The sequence below is a fragment of the Streptomyces sp. CLV115 genome (assembly GCF_038448545.1).
In the GTDB taxonomy this organism is placed as follows: domain Bacteria; phylum Actinomycetota; class Actinomycetes; order Streptomycetales; family Streptomycetaceae; genus Streptomyces; species Streptomyces sanglieri.
The window spans coordinates 40,310-56,812 of sequence record NZ_JBCEWQ010000039.1 but is presented as its reverse complement, the minus strand read 5'-3'; the positions used below and the strand labels follow the sequence as shown (position 1 = coordinate 56,812).

The 16,503-nt window shown below is 70.2% G+C and carries 15 protein-coding genes; 10 read left to right on the top strand and 5 right to left on the bottom strand.

What is annotated here, in order from left to right:
• Positions 1 to 295: 295 nt before the first annotated feature.
• The 8 genes from AADR41_RS16300 to AADR41_RS16265 all read left to right on the top strand — a co-directional run bounded on the left by AADR41_RS16300 (position 296) and on the right by AADR41_RS16265 (position 9,692).
• On the top strand, positions 296 to 1,543 hold the full coding sequence (locus tag AADR41_RS16300) for an ABC transporter substrate-binding protein (RefSeq protein WP_342282115.1): 1,248 nt from the start codon (positions 296 to 298) through the stop codon (positions 1,541 to 1,543).
• A complete protein-coding gene (locus AADR41_RS16295; RefSeq protein WP_342282114.1) occupies positions 1,540 to 2,511 on the top strand; it encodes a carbohydrate ABC transporter permease in 972 nt (323 codons plus the stop codon). The genes AADR41_RS16300 and AADR41_RS16295 overlap by 4 nt, the downstream gene beginning before the upstream one ends.
• A complete protein-coding gene (locus AADR41_RS16290; protein ID WP_259928921.1) occupies positions 2,508 to 3,374 on the top strand; it encodes a carbohydrate ABC transporter permease in 867 nt (288 codons plus the stop codon). The genes AADR41_RS16295 and AADR41_RS16290 overlap by 4 nt, the downstream gene beginning before the upstream one ends.
• A gap of 99 nt (positions 3,375 to 3,473) precedes the next feature.
• Positions 3,474 to 4,829 (top strand): alpha-L-fucosidase, encoded by a 1,356-nt coding sequence (locus AADR41_RS16285; RefSeq protein WP_342282113.1) that lies wholly within the window; start codon positions 3,474 to 3,476, stop codon positions 4,827 to 4,829.
• A 130-nt stretch (positions 4,830 to 4,959) separates the two neighbouring features.
• On the top strand, positions 4,960 to 6,393 hold the full coding sequence (locus AADR41_RS16280) for a polysaccharide lyase 6 family protein (RefSeq protein ID WP_342282112.1): 1,434 nt from the start codon (positions 4,960 to 4,962) through the stop codon (positions 6,391 to 6,393).
• Positions 6,394 to 6,530: 137 nt separating this feature from the next.
• Positions 6,531 to 7,958, top strand: a complete 1,428-nt coding sequence (locus AADR41_RS16275) for a polysaccharide lyase 6 family protein (protein ID WP_342282111.1) — start codon at positions 6,531 to 6,533, stop codon at positions 7,956 to 7,958.
• Positions 7,959 to 8,102: 144 nt separating this feature from the next.
• Positions 8,103 to 8,975, top strand: a complete 873-nt coding sequence (locus tag AADR41_RS16270; protein ID WP_342282110.1) for a sugar phosphate isomerase/epimerase family protein — start codon at positions 8,103 to 8,105, stop codon at positions 8,973 to 8,975.
• A 36-nt stretch (positions 8,976 to 9,011) separates the two neighbouring features.
• Positions 9,012 to 9,692 (top strand): SGNH/GDSL hydrolase family protein, encoded by a 681-nt coding sequence (locus tag AADR41_RS16265; RefSeq protein ID WP_342282109.1) that lies wholly within the window; start codon positions 9,012 to 9,014, stop codon positions 9,690 to 9,692.
• 25 nt (positions 9,693 to 9,717) lie between these two features.
• Here AADR41_RS16265 and AADR41_RS16260 read toward each other — a convergent pair whose 3' ends face one another.
• Together AADR41_RS16260 and AADR41_RS16255 are read right to left on the bottom strand one after the other, a co-directional pair.
• Positions 9,718 to 10,038: a hypothetical protein gene (locus AADR41_RS16260; protein ID WP_342282108.1), complete on the bottom strand. Its 321-nt coding sequence runs from the start codon at positions 10,036 to 10,038 to the stop codon at positions 9,718 to 9,720.
• Between the two features lie 315 nt (positions 10,039 to 10,353).
• On the bottom strand, positions 10,354 to 11,388 hold the full coding sequence (locus AADR41_RS16255) for a metallophosphoesterase family protein (protein ID WP_342282107.1): 1,035 nt from the start codon (positions 11,386 to 11,388) through the stop codon (positions 10,354 to 10,356).
• A 331-nt stretch (positions 11,389 to 11,719) separates the two neighbouring features.
• On the opposite strand from AADR41_RS16255, the gene AADR41_RS16250 reads away from it, so the two are divergent.
• Entirely contained in the window at positions 11,720 to 13,126 is a 1,407-nt protein-coding gene (locus AADR41_RS16250; protein WP_342282106.1) for an SMI1/KNR4 family protein, read from the top strand.
• 75 nt (positions 13,127 to 13,201) lie between these two features.
• On the opposite strand, the gene AADR41_RS16245 is transcribed toward AADR41_RS16250, so the two are convergent.
• Together AADR41_RS16245 and AADR41_RS16240 are read right to left on the bottom strand one after the other, a co-directional pair.
• Positions 13,202 to 13,969: a DUF6193 family natural product biosynthesis protein gene (locus AADR41_RS16245; RefSeq protein ID WP_342282105.1), complete on the bottom strand. Its 768-nt coding sequence runs from the start codon at positions 13,967 to 13,969 to the stop codon at positions 13,202 to 13,204.
• Positions 13,970 to 14,158: 189 nt separating this feature from the next.
• Positions 14,159 to 15,343 carry a M20 family metallopeptidase gene (locus AADR41_RS16240; protein WP_342282104.1) on the bottom strand — a complete coding sequence of 395 codons (1,185 nt, stop codon included), beginning with the start codon at positions 15,341 to 15,343 and terminating at the stop codon, positions 14,159 to 14,161.
• A gap of 178 nt (positions 15,344 to 15,521) precedes the next feature.
• Between AADR41_RS16240 and AADR41_RS16235 the strand changes: the two genes are divergently transcribed.
• On the top strand, positions 15,522 to 16,145 hold the full coding sequence (locus tag AADR41_RS16235) for a TetR/AcrR family transcriptional regulator (protein ID WP_342282103.1): 624 nt from the start codon (positions 15,522 to 15,524) through the stop codon (positions 16,143 to 16,145).
• Between the two features lie 67 nt (positions 16,146 to 16,212).
• Here AADR41_RS16235 and AADR41_RS16230 read toward each other — a convergent pair whose 3' ends face one another.
• Positions 16,213 to 16,368, bottom strand: coding sequence for a hypothetical protein (locus AADR41_RS16230; RefSeq protein WP_266727286.1), 156 nt, complete (start codon positions 16,366 to 16,368; stop codon positions 16,213 to 16,215).
• Positions 16,369 to 16,503 lie beyond the last annotated feature (135 nt).

Sequence of the window (16,503 nt, the reverse complement as noted above, 5' to 3'; positions counted from 1 at the left end):
GGCGGGCAGTGGGGGAGGGGTGTGGGGGCGAGCCCGGCAAGGCTCTCGCGAGCCAACGCGAAGCTTTTGTATTCATCGGACTATTGACCAAGGATTCGGACCCCGTTAGCGTCCCAGCAAGCGCTTTCCAGGCCAGCTGTGATCGAGCGCTTTCCAGCCCAGTTGTGACCAAGCGCTTCCAGGCCAGCTGTGATGCGGCGAAACAGGAGTTGTCATGCAGAGAACGCGGTGGATCGGTGCGGGTGTTCTCGCGTCCGCACTTGTCCTCACCAGCTGTACATCAGGGCCTGCGGGAGTGGACGCCAAGCAGAACTCGAAGGCACCGCTCGAACTGTGGACCCGGACGACGCCGGGCGGCCCGGGAGAGCAGGGAGCCCTCAAGCTCGCCGCCGCCTTCGAGAAGTCCACGGGCTTCAAGGTCAAGGTCACGGCGATCTTCGACGACTTCGAGACCAAGCTCCAGCAGCGGGCCGCACAGAAGAAGCTGCCCGACATCGTCATGAACGATGTGACGCAGCTCGGCGCCATGCACAGCCAGGGCCTGCTCCGGGAGATCGACCTGGCCAAGCTCAAGAACAGCAAGCAGATCGTCGGCCAGGGGCTGGACTCCGGAAAGAGCGTGGACGGCAAGCAGTTCGGCCTGCCGTACTCGGCGCAGGCCTCCGCGCTGCTCATCCGCAAGGACTGGCGCGAGAAGCTGAAGCTCGAAGTCCCGCAGAGCTGGGACGAGTTCGCCGCGATGGCCGACGCCTTCACCACCAAGGACCCCGACGGCGACGGCAAGAAGAACACCTACGGCCTCGCCGCCCCGCTGTCCACCAAGCGCGGATACGCCTCCTGGTACTTCTCCAACTTCCTCTGGGCCGCGGGCGGTGACTTCATCACCGGGGCCGGGGACGGCAAGTACAAGCCCTCGATGACCACGAAGGAATCGGTTCAGGCCGTGGAGTGGTTCCGCGACCTCGGCTGCAAGAGCAAGGTCATCCAGCCCGGCGCCGTGACCATGGAGACCCCGCCCACCAACGAGACGTTCGAGGCCGGCCGGACCGGCATGTTCGTCGTCGGCCCGTATCTGCTGCCCCGCTTCGACGAGACCCTCGGCAAGGACAAGTACGAGGTCGTCCCGATGCCCAAGGGCCCGAAGGACGCCACCGTGCTCGCCGAGGGCGGATCCGTCTACCTGATGGCCGGCTCCGAGAACATGGCCGGCCAGGACGCCTTCGCCGACTTCGCCATCTCCGCCGAGGGCCAGAAGACCGGGATGGCCGGCGAAACCGGCTTCACCGTGCAGCTGCCCGTCAACGAGACGGTGGACATCTCCCAGGTCCGCCCCGACCCCCGGTGGAAGACCTACGCCGACATCTACCGGAGCGCCGGCCGGTACGCGCCGTCCATCCCGAACTGGACCCCCGTCCGGCAGACGACCGCGGAGGCCGTCAACGCCCTGCTGGCCGACTGCGACCTGGACACCGGCACCAAGCTCAAGGAGCTCGACAAGCAGCTCGCCGACATCCTCAAGGAACAGGGAATCGCCGCGTCATGAGTCTTGACCAGGCGGATCCGGCCGCCCTCCCGGCGGCCGGGCCCGCCTCCCGGAAAACGGGCCGCGCGGCCGACGGGGCCGCCGGCCGCCGCGGGCGCGACCGCCGGGCGGGCCGGTGGTGGACGCCCTGGCTGTTCCTGGCACCTGCACTGCTCCTCTTCCTGTACTTCAAGTTCATCCCCATGGTCAGCGCGCTGACCATGTCCTTCCAGGACGTCCAGCCCTACCTCGGCAACAGGTGGGTCGGTACCGAGAACTACGCCACGGTGCTCCAGTCCGACGGCTTCCGCGAGGCCGCCTGGCACACCGTGGTCCTCGCCGCCGGGCAGACGGCCGGTTCGATGGTCCTCGGTCTCGCACTCGCCCTGCTGATGGAGGGACAGGGCCGCCGGCTCGGGTTCGTGCGCTCCGCCGCGTTCCTGCCGGTGGTGGTGCCGATCGCGGTCGTCGCCGAGCTGTGGCGGATCATGTACCACCCCACCTCCGACGGCATGCTCAACTCGATCCTCGGCCTGGTGGGATTCGGCCCCTCGGGATTCATCAACGACCCCGACTCGTCGATGGCCTCCATCATGGTCACCGGCATCTGGCGGGGCGCCCCCTACGACATGATGATCTTCCTCGCCGGCCTCACCAGCGTGGACCGCGGCCTGTACGAGGCCGCGAAGGTCGACGGCGCCTCCCGGCTGCAACGGGTCTGGCACGTGACGGTGCCCGGCCTGCGGTCGGTGTTCTCGATCCTGTTCATCCTCGCCGCGATCCGCGGACTGCGTGTCTTCACCGAGGTGTTCCTGCTCACCAACGGTGGGCCCGACGGCTCCACCGAGGTCGTGATGACCTTGATCTACAAGCTCGGTCTTGAGCAGAACCGGCTCGGCGTCGGCGCGGCGGGAGCCGTCCTGCTGTTCATCGCGACGCTGATCCTGACAGTCGTCGTCCACCTGCTGCGACGGAGAGAGAGCAAATGAACGCGCCGACCGAGACCGCGCTGGGTCTGACGGAGAGCCGCAGTCCCGGCGGGCGGATCCTGAAGGCCGTCACCTACCTGCTGGTCCTGATCGTCTTCGCCGGGCCCCTGCTGGCCCTGCTGGTCAGCGCCTTCAGCCACGTCAAGGACCCGACCCAGCTCAGCGTCATCCCCTCGGGCGCCACCCTGGACAACTTCCGGATCGCCTTCGACCAGGGCGTGCTCGCGTACCTGCTGAACTCGTTCTTCGTGGTCGGCTTCGGGCTGCTGCTCCAGGTGGCCGTCTCCGTCCTGGCCGGGTATGCACTGGCCAGGAAGCGCTTCCCCGGGATGACCCTGGTGCTCGTCGCCATCCTCGCGACGCTGATGCTGCCCGAGGAGATCCTGGCCCTCCCGCTGTCCGTGATCCTCTCCGACCTGCCGGTCGTCCACTTCAACCTCATCGGCACCCTGGCCGGAATGATCGTCCCGCTGGGCGCCTGGGGCTTCTCCATCCTCGTGATGACCGAGTTCATGAAGGACGTGCCCCGGGAGCTCGAAGAGGCCGCCCGTATCGACGGCGCCGGTGACCTGCGCATCTTCGCCCAGATCATTCTGCCGATGTGCAAGCCCGCGCTCGGGGTCATCGGAGTCTTCGGCTTCACCATGATCTGGGACCAGTACCTGCTGCCCCTCCTGGTCTCCACGGACTCCTCCTCGTACACCCTCCCGCTGGCGCTGCGGACCCTGCGGATCGACCCCGCCGTCACCCCCGGAGTGGTGATGGCCGCCTCCCTGCTGGCCCTGCTTCCCTCCGTGATCGTCTTCCTGTTCTTCCAGCGCTCCTTCGTGCACGGACTGTCCTCCGGCGCCCTGAAGGGCTGACCCGGCACCCCGTCCGCACCCGAAACCCCCGTACGACCAGCCCAGCCCTCCGGACGCGCACCGGCGAGCCCGGACGCCGACGACAAGGAACGATGCCCCATGACCCCGAGCGCTGAGACCCCGTCGGCGTCCCCCTCCGCACCCGCCGCGAACCCGGCCCCCGCGCCGGCCCCGGAGACCACCTGGTTCACCGACGACCGGTTCGGCATGTTCGTCCACTGGGGCCTGTACTCCCTCGCCGCCCGGCACGAATGGGTCAAGAACCGGGAGAAGCTGACCGACGAGCAGTACCAGGTCTACTTCGACCACTTCGACCCCGACCGCTACGATCCGGTCCAGTGGGCCAGGGCCGCCAGAGCGGCGGGCATGCGGTACGTCGTTCTCACCACCAAGCACCACGACGGCTTCTGCCTCTGGGACAGCGCCCTCACCGAGTACAAGGTCACCAACACCCCGTACGGCCGGGACCTCGTCGGACCGTTCGTCGAGGCCTGCCGGGCCGAAGGGCTCAAGGTCGGGCTCTACTACTCCCTGATCGACTGGCACCACCCCTCCTTCCCCGTGGACGGCACCCATCCGCAGCGTGACGACGAGGAGTTCAAGGCCGCGGCTGCCGACCGCGACATCCGCGAGTACCGGAGCTATCTGCACGGCCAGGTCCGTGAACTGCTGACCTCCTTCGGCCGCATCGACTATCTGTTCTTCGACTTCTCCTACGCGGGCCGCATCTGGTGGGGCGGCAAGGGGCCGGACGACTGGGACTCCCCGAAGCTGCTGGAGACGGTCCGCGAACTCCAGCCGCACATCCTCGTCAACGACCGGACCGGCCTGCCCGGCGACTTCATCACCCCCGAGCAGTACCAGCCCTCCGGTCCCATGACCAAGGACGGCCGGCCCGTGCTGTGGGAGGCGTGCCAGACGCTCAACGGCAGCTGGGGCTACGACCGCGACAACCTGGACCACAAGAGCGCCGACCTGCTGATCCGCATGCTCGTCGACGGAGTGTCCAAGGGCGGCAACCTGCTGCTCAACGTCGGCCCGAACGGACGCGGCGACCTCGAACCGCGCGCCGCCGCCGTCCTCGAAGAGATCGGCCGGTGGATGGACCTGCACGAGCGCTCGGTCCGCGGCTGCGGCCCGGCCCCGTACACCGCCCCGCCCGAGTGCCGGTACACCCGGCGCGGCGACCGGCTCTACGTCCACCTCCTCGCCTGGCCGCTGCGCCATCTGCACCTGCCGGGACTCGCAGGGCGGGTGCGCTACGCCCAGTTGCTGAACGACGCCTCCGAGATCATCCAGGTCCACATCGACCCGGACCGGCCCGCGATGAACACGGAGATGGGCGGGCAGCCGGCCGGAACCCTCACCCTGGAGATCCCCGTCCAGCGCCCCGACACTCCGGTGCCCGTCATCGAGCTGTTCCTGGACACCCCGGCCGACGGGGCCGACGGCTGACCCGGCGGCTCTCGTCCGGATCGTGCCGGGCCGCGTGCCCCGCTCCCTGATCCGGCCCGGTCCGGCCCGATCCGGACGAAAGAACCCGGACCCCGCCCCACCGATCCACCACCACACTCACGGAGGCACCATGCAACGCCGCACGTTCCTCATGGCTTCCGCGGCAGGGGCGACACTCGCCGTCGCCGCCACCGGCGGTCTCGTGACCGCGAGCGCCACGACGGCCCCGGCCGCCGTCCGTTCGCTCGAAGAGCTCCAGTCCGCGATCGACCGGGCACGCCCGGGCGCCCGCATCGTCGTGGCCGACGGTACATACACCGTGCCGTCGGAACGGCCCATCACGATCCGGAACAAACAGGGCACCGAGCGCGCGCCCATCACCGTCGTCGCCGCCTCCCGCGGCGGCGTCGTCCTCGAAGGCGAACAGGGCTTCGTCCTCGACGCGTCCAGCCACATCACACTCAGTGGCTTCGCCTTCCGCCAGAGCAGCACCCTGGACATCCCCCCGAACTGTTCGCACATCAGGCTGACCCGCAACGACTTCCGGCTCGCCGACATCGAGGGCCTGCACTGGGTGATGGTGCGCGCCGACGACAGCAAGGTCGACCACAACCACTTCCACGGCAAATCCACACTGGGCATCTACCTCGGGATCGAGGGCGCGGGCACCGAGGAGATGGCCCAGCGCGTCCATGTGTTCCGCAACTACTTCTCCGACCACACCTTCGCCGGGTCCAACGGCGGCGAGCCGATCCGGCTCGGCGTCAGCCCCCGGGCACTGTCCAGCGCCCACGCGGTCGTGGAGTACAACCTGTTCGAGCGCGCCAACGGCGACCCGGAGGCCATCTCCGTGAAGAGCTCGGACAACGTCATCCGGCACAACACGATCCGCAACAGCTTCGGCGGAATCGTCCTGCGGCACGGAAACCGGAACCGGGTGGAGGGCAACTACCTCGTCGCGGGCACGGAAGGCGTCCGGATCTACGGCAACGACCATGTAGTCGTCAACAACCACCTGGCCGGTCTGTCCGGGCGGGCCATGGTCATCGGCAGTGGCTCGGAGCGCGACCACCTGCCGGGCGAGTCGCCCGACGACCGCCGCGGCAACGACGCGCCCGACCGGGTCCTCATCGCCTACAACACCCTGGTGAACAACAAGGGCACCCTCTCCGGCGAGAGCCAGCGCCCCCACGAGCCGCGCGACGTGACCGTCGCGGACAATCTGCTCGTCGGGGACACGGGCGAGCTGGTCGCGATGGCCGACACCGTCCGCTTCACCTGGTCCGGAAACATCCTGTGGGGTGCCGGGACCGACGGCAACATCCCCGCCGACGGACGCACCCGGGCCGACCCGAAGCTGGTGACCGGCGCGGACGGCATCGCCCGGCCTGCCGCCGGCAGCCCGGTGATCGACGCGGGCACGCTCCGGCGGCCACCGGTCACCCACGACATCGACGGAGAGCGGCGCGGCCGGCATGCCGACGTGGGCGCAGACGAGTACTCGCACCGGCCGCCCCGGCGCGGGCCACTGACCACGGCAGACGTCGGCCCCGACGCCCGCTGACCACGTCCGCCCGAGCGGGACAGCCGGCCCGGTCCGCCCCCGGCTGTCCCCGCCGCCGGTCACCCGGCACCGGCACGTCCAGCCGCGGGGGCTGTACGGACCGGGCCCGTCATGATCTCGTCGCCACAGGAGGCACCATGCAACGACGCACGTTCCTCAGGGGCACCGCGGTGGCAGCACTCGCCGCCGTGCCGCTCAGCACCTCGATGTCGATCGACGCTTCGGCGGCCGACAAGCCGGTCGGCTCCCTGGCCGAACTCCAGAGCGCGATCAACGCCGCCGTACCCGGCGACCGGATCATCGTGGCCGACGGCACGTACACCGTTCCGTCCGGGGGCGCGATCAACGTGTCCGGCAGGAACGGCACCAGCGCCGCGCCGATCACCATCGTCTCCAGGACCCGCGGCGGCGCGGTGCTGCGCGGCGAACGCAGCTTCGTCCTCTCCAATTCGAGCAACATCACCATCAGCGGTTTCGCCTTCCGGCAGAGCACCACGCTGGAGCTCCCGGCGAACTGCTCGTCGATCCGCATGACCCGCAACGACTTCCAGTTCGCGGACACCGGCGACCCGTACTGGCTCCTGGTGCGGTCCGACGACTCGAAGGTCGACCGGAACCACTTCCACGACAAGACCACCGCCGGAATCTTCCTGGTCGTCGACGGCCCCGGCTCGACCGGCATGGCCCAGAACCTCCAGATCCTGCGAAACCACTTCTCCGACCACAGCTTCGCCGGGTCCAACGGCGGCGAGTCGATCCGGCTCGGCGTCAGCGGGCGCGCACTGTCCAGCGCCCACGCGGTGGTGGAGTACAACCTGTTCGAGCACGCGGACGGAGACCCCGAGGCGATCTCGGTGAAGTCCTCCGACAACATCATCCGTTACAACACCATCCGTGACAGCCGCGGCGGGATCGTGCTGCGCCACGGCAACCGCTCCAGGGTGGAGGGCAACTACCTGATCGGTGGCAGCGAGGGCGTACGTCTCTATGGCAACGACCACCTGATCGTCAACAACTACCTCAGCGGACTGTCCGCCCGGGCCCTGGTGGTCGGCAGCGGAACCACCCGCGACCACAACTCGGGGGAGACCGAGGACGAGCGGCGCGGCAACGATGCCTGCGACCGCGCGGTGATCGTGCACAACACCCTGCTCGGCAACTCCGGTTCGCTCTCGGGCGAGACCCGGACGTACGAGCCCAAGGACGTGGTCGTCGCGGACAACCTGATCGTCGGCGACAACGGCAGCCTCGTGTCGATGGGCGCGACCACCGGCTTCACCTGGAAGAGCAACCTGTTGTGGGGGGCGGCCGCCAACGGCAACATCCCTTCCGGTGGTTACACCCGCGTCGACCCGAAGCTGGTGACCGGCACGGACGGCGTCGCCCGGCTGTCGGCGGGGAGCCCGGCGATCGGCGCGGCCACGTTCACCGGCACGGTCGTGGCCGACGACATCGACGGTGACGCGCGGGGCAGCGCGCGGGACGTCGGCGCCGACGAGTACTCGACCGCGCCCGCGCTCCGTCACCCCCTCACGGCCGCGGACGTCGGCCCCAACGCGTCGTGAGGCGACACCGGTGGTGATGTGACGCGCCGCCGGTGAGAGGGGCAGGGGAGCCCGCCGGCCGAAGGCAGCCGGGCTCCCCGGACAGGGCGGGACGCCGCCCGGCAGGAAAGAGTCGCCGCGAGGCGGCCGAAGGAGAGGAACGCCGTGACAGGCAGGGAAAACCGGGACCGTGACCCGGGCACCACCGTGACCACCCCGGGACTGTGCTCGGTCACCTTCCGGCAGCTGCCGGCGGCCGAGGCAGCACGCCGGGCCGCGGACGCGGGCCTGGAGGCGATCGAGTGGGGAGCTGACGTACACGCCCCTCCGACGGACCCCGACGCGCTCCGCGAGGCCCGCGAGGCCTGCGACAGGTACGGGCTGATCTGCTGCTCGTACGGCTCCTACTTCCGCGCCACGCAGGACGAGCGGGCCGCGTTCCCCTGGATCGCCCGCGCCGCGGTCCTGCTGGGGGCGCCCCGGATACGGGTCTGGGCGGGCGGAACCGGGTCGGCGGCCGCCACACCGCGCGAACGCGGAGAAACGGTGGCAGGACTGCGGGAGGCGGCCCGGATCGCCGCGGACCACGGGCTGGAACTCGCGCTGGAGTTCCACTCGAAGACCCTCACCGACACCGTCGCATCGACGCTCCGGCTGCTGGACGAGGTCGGCGCGGACAATCTGCGCACCTACTGGCAGCCACCGCTCGACGCTTCCGACGAGGAGGCACTGGCGGGGCTCTCCCGGCTCGTCGACCGGGTCAGTGCGGTGCATGTCTTTTCGTGGTGGCCGGGAAACCATCGACTGCCGCTGGCCGATCGCGACGAACTGTGGGCCGGAGTATTCGATTTGCTGAACGCCCGCCACGTCCCGATGGAGGCGCTGCTGGAGTTCGTGCCCGGCGACGACCCCGCCGTACTGGCGCGCGAGGCCGCGACACTGCGGCGGGTGGCGGCCCACCGCGAAGGAGCGCTGTCCCGGGGCGCGCTTCGGCCGGGCACCCCGGGGTACGGGGCACACTCGACCAGCAGCTTCTGACCCAGCACCGACCACCCCACCGTCAGGACGGCAGACATGCACACCGAAGGCACGCACGGAGAAGACATGTACTTCAAGGAGACGGACACACTCCTGTTCGTCGGTGACTCCATCACCGACGCGGGCCGCGACCGTACGGACTCCGCATCGCTCGGCAGCGGGTACGTGAACGAGATCGCACGCACCCTGCACGAGCGGACGAACGGCGGACCCGGTCCTGCCGTCGTCAACAGGGGCATCAGCGGCAACCGTGTGTACGACCTGGAAGCCCGCTGGAGCACCGACGTCATCGCCCACCGGCCCACCACGGTCACGGTGAAGATCGGTATCAACGACACGTGGCGGCGTTACGACAGCGGGCTCGCCAGCCCCATCGACGAGTTCGAGGCCTGCCTCGACGGCCTGCTCGCCGGCACCACGCGGGAGCTGTCGGCCCGGCTGGTCGTCATCACCCCGTTCCTGCTCCCGGTCACCACCGAACAGGAGGGCTGGTTCGAGGACCTGACACCCCGTACGGAGGCCGTGCTCCGTGCCGCGAAGGCCAACGGGGCCCGGCTGGTCCGCGCGGACCTCGCGATGCGGGATGCCCGGGAGCGGTACGAGGCAGCGGAGCTGGCCCGGGACGGCGTCCACCCGAGTCCCGTCGGCCACCGGATCATCGCCGATGCCTGGCTCGCCGCTGTGGGCTCCGCAGCCACCCCGGTGCCGCGGGGGTAGGGCGGCGGGCCGCGGAAGGCTCCCCCTACCCGGGTGGCAGGGGGAGCCGCACCTCGACATCGATCGGTTCGGTCCGCCCGTTGACCTGTGCCGAGCCGCTGATGCGCAGAAAGCGCGCCGGATCGAGGATCAGCTCGCCGATGACGTCACCGTGCTCGTGGAGGTAGAGACCGATGTCGTAGCGGTCGGCCATGCTGTCGTCGAGCCGCACGGTCGCCACAGCGCCGGACCGGGCGAGGGGAACCTCCGTGAGGTAGAGGCGCGGCGGATGGATCGCCCACGCGTACCGGCCGGTGCCGGGCTGGGCGTCGAGGGCCTCGGTGGTGCCCCACACCTCGATCGACACCGTGCCGTCCGGTGCCGTCCGGTGCCGTCCGGACCGACGACTCCGATCGGTCGACGGCGAAGTCCGTGTCGCCCAGGACGAATCTGTCCACGGTGGAACCCCCAGGAGCGGCCGGTGTGGCGTGGTGCGGTGCGGTGACCGGTTGCCATCATGGCAGAGCAGGCCCTCTCCGGCGCGGCGTGCCCGGCTGCACGGCCCGGCGGCCGACGCGGCCGCGTGAGGAGAGGCACTTCCCGTACGCGGCGGGGCATGGTTTTTCGGACCGGGGACAGGCGGCCGGATCGCCGGGGTGTGACCGGCGCGAAAAGCCACCCGTCAGGCGCTGGTGTGCAGCGGGACGGTCAGCTGCTTGAGCCAGGTCCCCGTCGTGAAGTCACGGGCCTTGATGACGACGGAGTGGGGTCCGACCTCGATCTGGAGCCCCTGGTTGAAGGCGTCGCCGAGGGAGACCTCGCCGCCCTTGCCGTCGTCCATCCAGCCCACCTGGACGGCCGAGGTGTTGACGACGGTGAACCCTTCGAGGTTGCCGGTGCCGGGGACGACCCGGCGCACCACCCAGTCGGACAGGTTCAGGTCCCAGTGGGTGTGCCCCGAGAAGAGGAACACGTCCTTGTGGCGACCGAGGACCGACAGGAGCCGGTCGGGCTGGAGGTAGTCGTTGAGGTAGAGCTTGTTGTGGGTGCCCGACACGGTGTTGGGCAGCGGGTGGTGGGTCATCACCATGACGGGCCTGCGACGGCGGGCCCAGTACGCGAGACGGTCCTCCAGCCAGGCGAACTGCTCGTCGCTGATCCACACCTCGTCCCACAGCTTCGCGTCGTGGTAGTGCGAGTAGCGCTCGGTCCCGAGACTGAGCACGGGAACCCCGCCGAACGAGGTCTCCGAGTAGACCTTGTTGCGGCCCGCGAAGTTGTAGAAGCTTCGGAAGAGCGAGTCCTCCGTGGTGCCGTTGGGCCAGGTCGCCTCGGCGAGCGTGTTGGGGTCGCTGTACTTCGGTACGTAGAACTCGTGGTTGCCGATGGCCCAGGCGACGTTCCGGGGGTGCGGGTGCCGCTGAAGGGTCTGGCGGACCGCCGCGTACTCGAAGTCGTAGCCGCGCGGGGTGATGTCGCCGGCTATGCCGAGGCCCGCGCTGTCGGGGTTGATGCGGTGCAGGTCGTCGAGGGCCTTGCCGAAGTCGGTCAGGTCGCCCTGGATGTCACTGATGATGTTGAACCGGACCGTCCGGCCCTTGCCGGGCCGGTGCGGCGCGGCCTCGGCGGCCGGTGCCGCGATCCCGGCCCCGGCGGCGAGAGCACCGCCCACCAGGGATGCGGTGCCTGTGGTGGCCATGAACGATCTGCGATCCATCGGAACTTCCTTGTCTGTGCGCCCCCGTGCGAATGGGACAGGGGGAGTGTCGCTGCTCGGGATGGCCCGGTGGGGTATCACGGATGACTGTGGCCTGAACTGTTCGTACTGGCTGATTCCTGCGGTGGGATTCTGTCGGGACTCGGCGCGGTGTTCTTCGGCGGCCGCCCGGCCGTCCGGGGCGCGGGCCCCGGCCGAGTCACCTCGTGCGGCAGGCGTCGACATCGGTCCGGGGGAGTGTGTTTCCCGGCGCCGGGACAACGTCGCGTCCGGCAGCGGGGCAGGGGGCGTGGCGAACTCCGGTGTCAGTGGCGGCGCATAGGGTCTGCGCATGGTTGATCAGAGATCCTGTCCGTCGTCGCTGCACGACTTCGCGACCTGGAAGCCCGTACTGCGATTGCTGCGGGGCGGCGCAGAGGCGGAGCAGGCGGCCTCCGCCATGCGCGTTGCGGGGCGCATCGGCCGGGGGAGCTGGAGCCTGCCCCGGCAACGCCGGCTGCCCCGGTCCGATCGGGCCGCCCTGGCCGAGGACATGCAGGAGGAGATGCGGGCGGTGGAGCGGGTGCGCAGTGCACTCGTGGACGCAGGCGTCGACGACGTCCCGTTCACGGCGGAGATGTCACCGACGGGAAAGACCCGGCTCCGCCTGTTCGGGTCGAGCCCCGCCGTGGAGCCCGGCCTGGGCGACCCGCACCCGGGGTCGCTCGTCCTGGTCGAGGGCGCCGTTCCCCGGCCCTGGCTCCGTCTTCCCGATCCGGTCCCCGGCGCGGTGCCGGCCCCCTCGGCGGACCCGGCGCTGCTCGGGCGGACGCTCCACGAGCGGCTGCCGGACGCCATTGGTGCCACGGAGGCGGAGATCGCCGCTGCGGAAACCCGCCTCGGCGTCGCCCTGCCCGAGGAACTCAAGGCGCTCTACCGGGTGACGCGGTCGCGGTGGGAGGACCGGGTCGGCGACCACACGGCGGCGGAACGCGAATGCCGGGCGGTCGGCTGTGAGCTCTTCGCCCTGGACGACCTGTATATCGCGGAGGCGTCGTCACGCCATTGCCTCTGGAAGTTCGCGGCGATGGAAGCGGTCGTCACCCCGCCCGACGCCGCGGTGCAGGGACTGGTCGGCTCACCCGGCTGGATCGTCTTCGGGGACAACGGCGGCGGCGACCGGCTGGCGGTCGACCTGACGCCCGGACCGCGCGGGCACACGGGGCAGATCATCATCCTCGGCCACGAGGAGAACATCGGCGCCTGCCTGGTCGCCGACTCGCTCACCGACCTGGTGATGCGCCGGTCCGGCGAGCGGGGTGACGGCTCGGGCGGAGACGGGCCGTCGGCCGTGGCCCATGTCAACATCCGGAGTCTGCCGAGCATCGAGGCCGCTGTGCATCCCGGTCTGGAGGTCCTGTCCATCGGGGTGTGGGAGGACGAGCCGCTCAGCCTCGCCCCGGTCACCGGACTGCCACGCCTGCGGACCCTGGCCGCCTACCCCGGCACACTCGCCGATCCCCTGGAGATCGCAGGGCTCACCACACTGGAGTTCCTGGAGCTGGGCCCGGAGGAATGGCGGATCCTCCTCGATGCGGGAGCCGTCCCGCGCAGCCTGTCGGCCGCGGCCATCACGGCGCACGGCATCCAGGACCCCCTGCCCATCGTGGGCATCGCCAACGAACTCCTGGCCCTGTGGGACCGGCCCCGGATCACCCAGACCGTCCTCGAAGGCGATGTCGGCCCCGCACAGCGGTGAGCGTTGCCGGCCACGGAATTCAGCCCCCGGGGTTCATGCCCCGGGGTTCATGCTCCGGAGTTCATGGCCCGGGGTTCATGCTCCGAAGTCACCGCGATGCCCGACGTCGCGGATCACTCCGAGCGTGACAGGGCCTGGATGATCGGGCAGATGATGTACCGCGACCGCCACCGCCTCCTGTGCCGTGGCGGCCTCGGCCAGCAGGCCCGTTCCTGTGAAACCTGTGCTCACCCTGTAGCCCCGGTCGGCGTCAGCCGCGAGCAGGCACGGCCCGATGAGTGTCAGGGACGGGCGGGTGGTGGTCGAGAAGCGCAGCGTCCAGTGACTGGTGAACGGATAGAGGCGCCGCAGTGCCGGCTCGGCGTACGCCGCCTCGACGAGCGCCCGGTACGTGGGCCGGCCGTGTTCTTCCGCCTCCGTGCGCATGAACTGCCACTCGGACTCGGTCAGGCGCAGGGGATCGTGGTCGGGCACCTCGAAGCGGCCGGGCAGGCGGACGAACGGTGCCGCATGTCGAATGTCGCCCAATGCCGCGCCGTCCTGCCAGGCGTGTACGGCCATGGCGACCTGCGCCAGGTCGTCGGTATCCCCTTCGACGAGCGCGCTGCCCGCGAACGTCTCCTCGCCGCGGATCGACCACCGCCGCTCGACCGCCCACGAACTGACGAGCAGCGCCTTGCGGTACGGCAGTCTGCTCTCGGCGGCGGCATGGGACAACGAGCCCGAGGACGTCATGGAGACGGCGATGCCGAGCTCCTCCGCGACGGCTTCCAGCGCCGCGGCGAGGCTGCCGCGTGCCGCGACGTCGGGATGGAGAACGGCTGGATCAGGGTGCGTGGCCACAGCCCGTGATTGTGCCGCAGGCCCTGGGGGAAAGGGGGAGTCCCGCCGGTCTCGTTCCTGTCCCGGTTCTCGGCCGGCGGGGACACACTGCTCTGTATGCGCACCGGTCCGTCCCGCCCGTCCCACGGCGCGGTGACGACGAAGCCGAGCCGTTCATGGAGAGCGACGGCGCCCGTCGGTCACCGTGCGTCAGCCGTGCCGAGCGGTGACGCAGCGGGCCCGCCACTCGGTATCGGAGGCCAGGTCCAGGCCGGTCCATGCCATCGCGAGTGCTCCGTCGAGCACCGCGTCGTCGGCGGCCGGGCTCGCGGTCTCTTCGGCGAACTGCCGGGTGTGCGGCATGCCACCGGCGCCCAGCACCCCGAGGCCGGGGTGGATGGCGGGCAGGGCGTGGGTGACGTTGCCCATGTCCGTGGAGCCGCCCGTGCCCTGCGGTACCGGACCGGGCTCGGGCACCTCCCGCCCGGTCGCGCGCAGATTGCGGGCGTAGGAGGCCATCAGCGCAGGGTCATGGCGCAGATCGAGGTAGTCGGGCTGGATCTGCCGTACGGACACGGTCGTTCCGGTGGCGAGCGCGGCGCCGCGGAAGCAGTTCAGCACCCGCTCCCGCAGATCGGTGAGCTCCCCGCCGGTGGGGGTGCGCACCTCGTATTCGAGCACCGACCGCTCGGGGATGATGTTCGTGCGTTCCCCGCCGAGACGGACGATCCCGGACACCCGGTACCCGTCCCGCAGCTGCTGGCGGAGCTGGCCCACCGCGACCTGGGCGACGACTGCCGCGTCGGCGGCGTTGAGCCCGCCCTCGGGGGCCGCCGCGGCGTGCGAGGCCCGGCCGGTGAAGGTGACCTCGAAGCGACCGACCGCGTTGCTGGAGCCGCGTGGGTCCGTGATGTCCACGGGGAAGGGGTGGACCATCATCGCCACCGTCACGTCGTCGAAGGCGCCGCGTTCGAGCATCAGCACCTTGCCGCCTCCTTCCTCCTCGGCCGGGGTGCCGAGCAGCTTCACCCGGAAGCCGAGTTCGTCGGCGACCGAGGCGAGCGCGATCGCCGCGCCCGCACCGGCAGCGCAGATGATGTTGTGTCCGCAGGCATGGCCGATCTCGGGCAGCGCGTCGTACTCCGCACACACCCCGATCGTCAGGTCGCCACTGCCGTACTCGGCGGTCAGCGCGGTCGGCAGGTCGCACACCGCGCGATTCACGGCGAAGCCGGCGTCCTCCAGCAGTACCGCGAGCCGTTCGGCGGCCCGGGTCTCGGTGAACGAGATCTCCGGATCGCCGTGCAGGGCGTGGCTGAGCTCCAGAAGCCGGTCCTTGTACGTGTCGAGGCGGGCGGAGACGCGGTCGCGGAGCGATGAGTCGGCTGCGGGCATGGGGATCCCCTCCACTGAAGTAGGCGTGCGAAAATAGAAACTATCCGTTTCCTTAATCGCTCTCATGTCTACTCGCCCGTCCGGAAAATAGCCAGAGGGTGGCGGTGTTGGCGCAGCCTCGGGGAAACCATCCGTTTCCCATTGACGTGCGGCGCCGCATGCCCCGAAATGGGATGTCATGGCTAAGATCACTCAGCGACCGGTCGGCCGGCCCCGTAGCGAGGACGTCCGGGACCGGGTCATCGGCGCGGCCGACGAGCTGCTTGCCGAGGTCGGGTATCTAGGCATGACCATGGACGAGGTCGCGGTCCGCGCGAAAGTGTCGAAGAAGACCCTCTACCGGTGGTGGCCGCACAAGGCGGCGGTGACTGCCGAAGTGCTCGTCGCCCGTGCCGACGTACGCGCCGTTCCCGACCTCGGTGACACCCGCGCCGAACTGCTCGTCGTCTTCGACCACATCGACGAATTCACCCGCGCCCGGGACACCTTCACGCGGTTGTGCCTGACCGAGGCGGCAGTCGACGAATCGGGCGTCCTCCGGTCCTTCCTCGATGTCGTGCTGCGGCGCCGGGACCAGGTCCGGGCCGTCATGCAGCGCGGAATCGCCCGCGGCGACCTCCCCGCGGACATCGACGCCGACGCGCTGCTCGACCTCTGGAACGGGTTCTTCGTCTACCGGCGGTCCTTCCGGCCCGCTCCCGTGCACGACGACACGGTGCGGCAGCTGGTCGATCTCGCCCTGGCGGGACAGGTGCCGCGCCTGCCCGCCGAAGGCCGGACCGGCGGCCGCCCGGCCGGCTGACCGACGTGCGAGCCGGTGCCCGAAGCTGTGCGCCGGTGCGGCCGATTCCGGGAGGCCGTCGCCCGCGTCAGGTCTCCTCGTCCTCCGCGCGGCGCTCGCCCTCCGCCTGGGACGGCTGAGTGCGCATGGTGGCGGGGTGCCGCTCCTCGGCCGGATCCCTGTCCTCGTCCAGCCTCTCGCCCTCGGCCTGCGACGGAGTCGGGTACTCGATGTTCTCCTTCATGGCAGCCTCCGTGGTCGGAACGCCTGCCTACAGATCGAGCGTATCGCGTCCGCCCGGCCGGCCGCCGGGCCGGATCCGGCCGGTCGGCGCGGACGCCGGGTGAGCGGGCCGCTCCGGCGGTGCATCCCGAAGGTG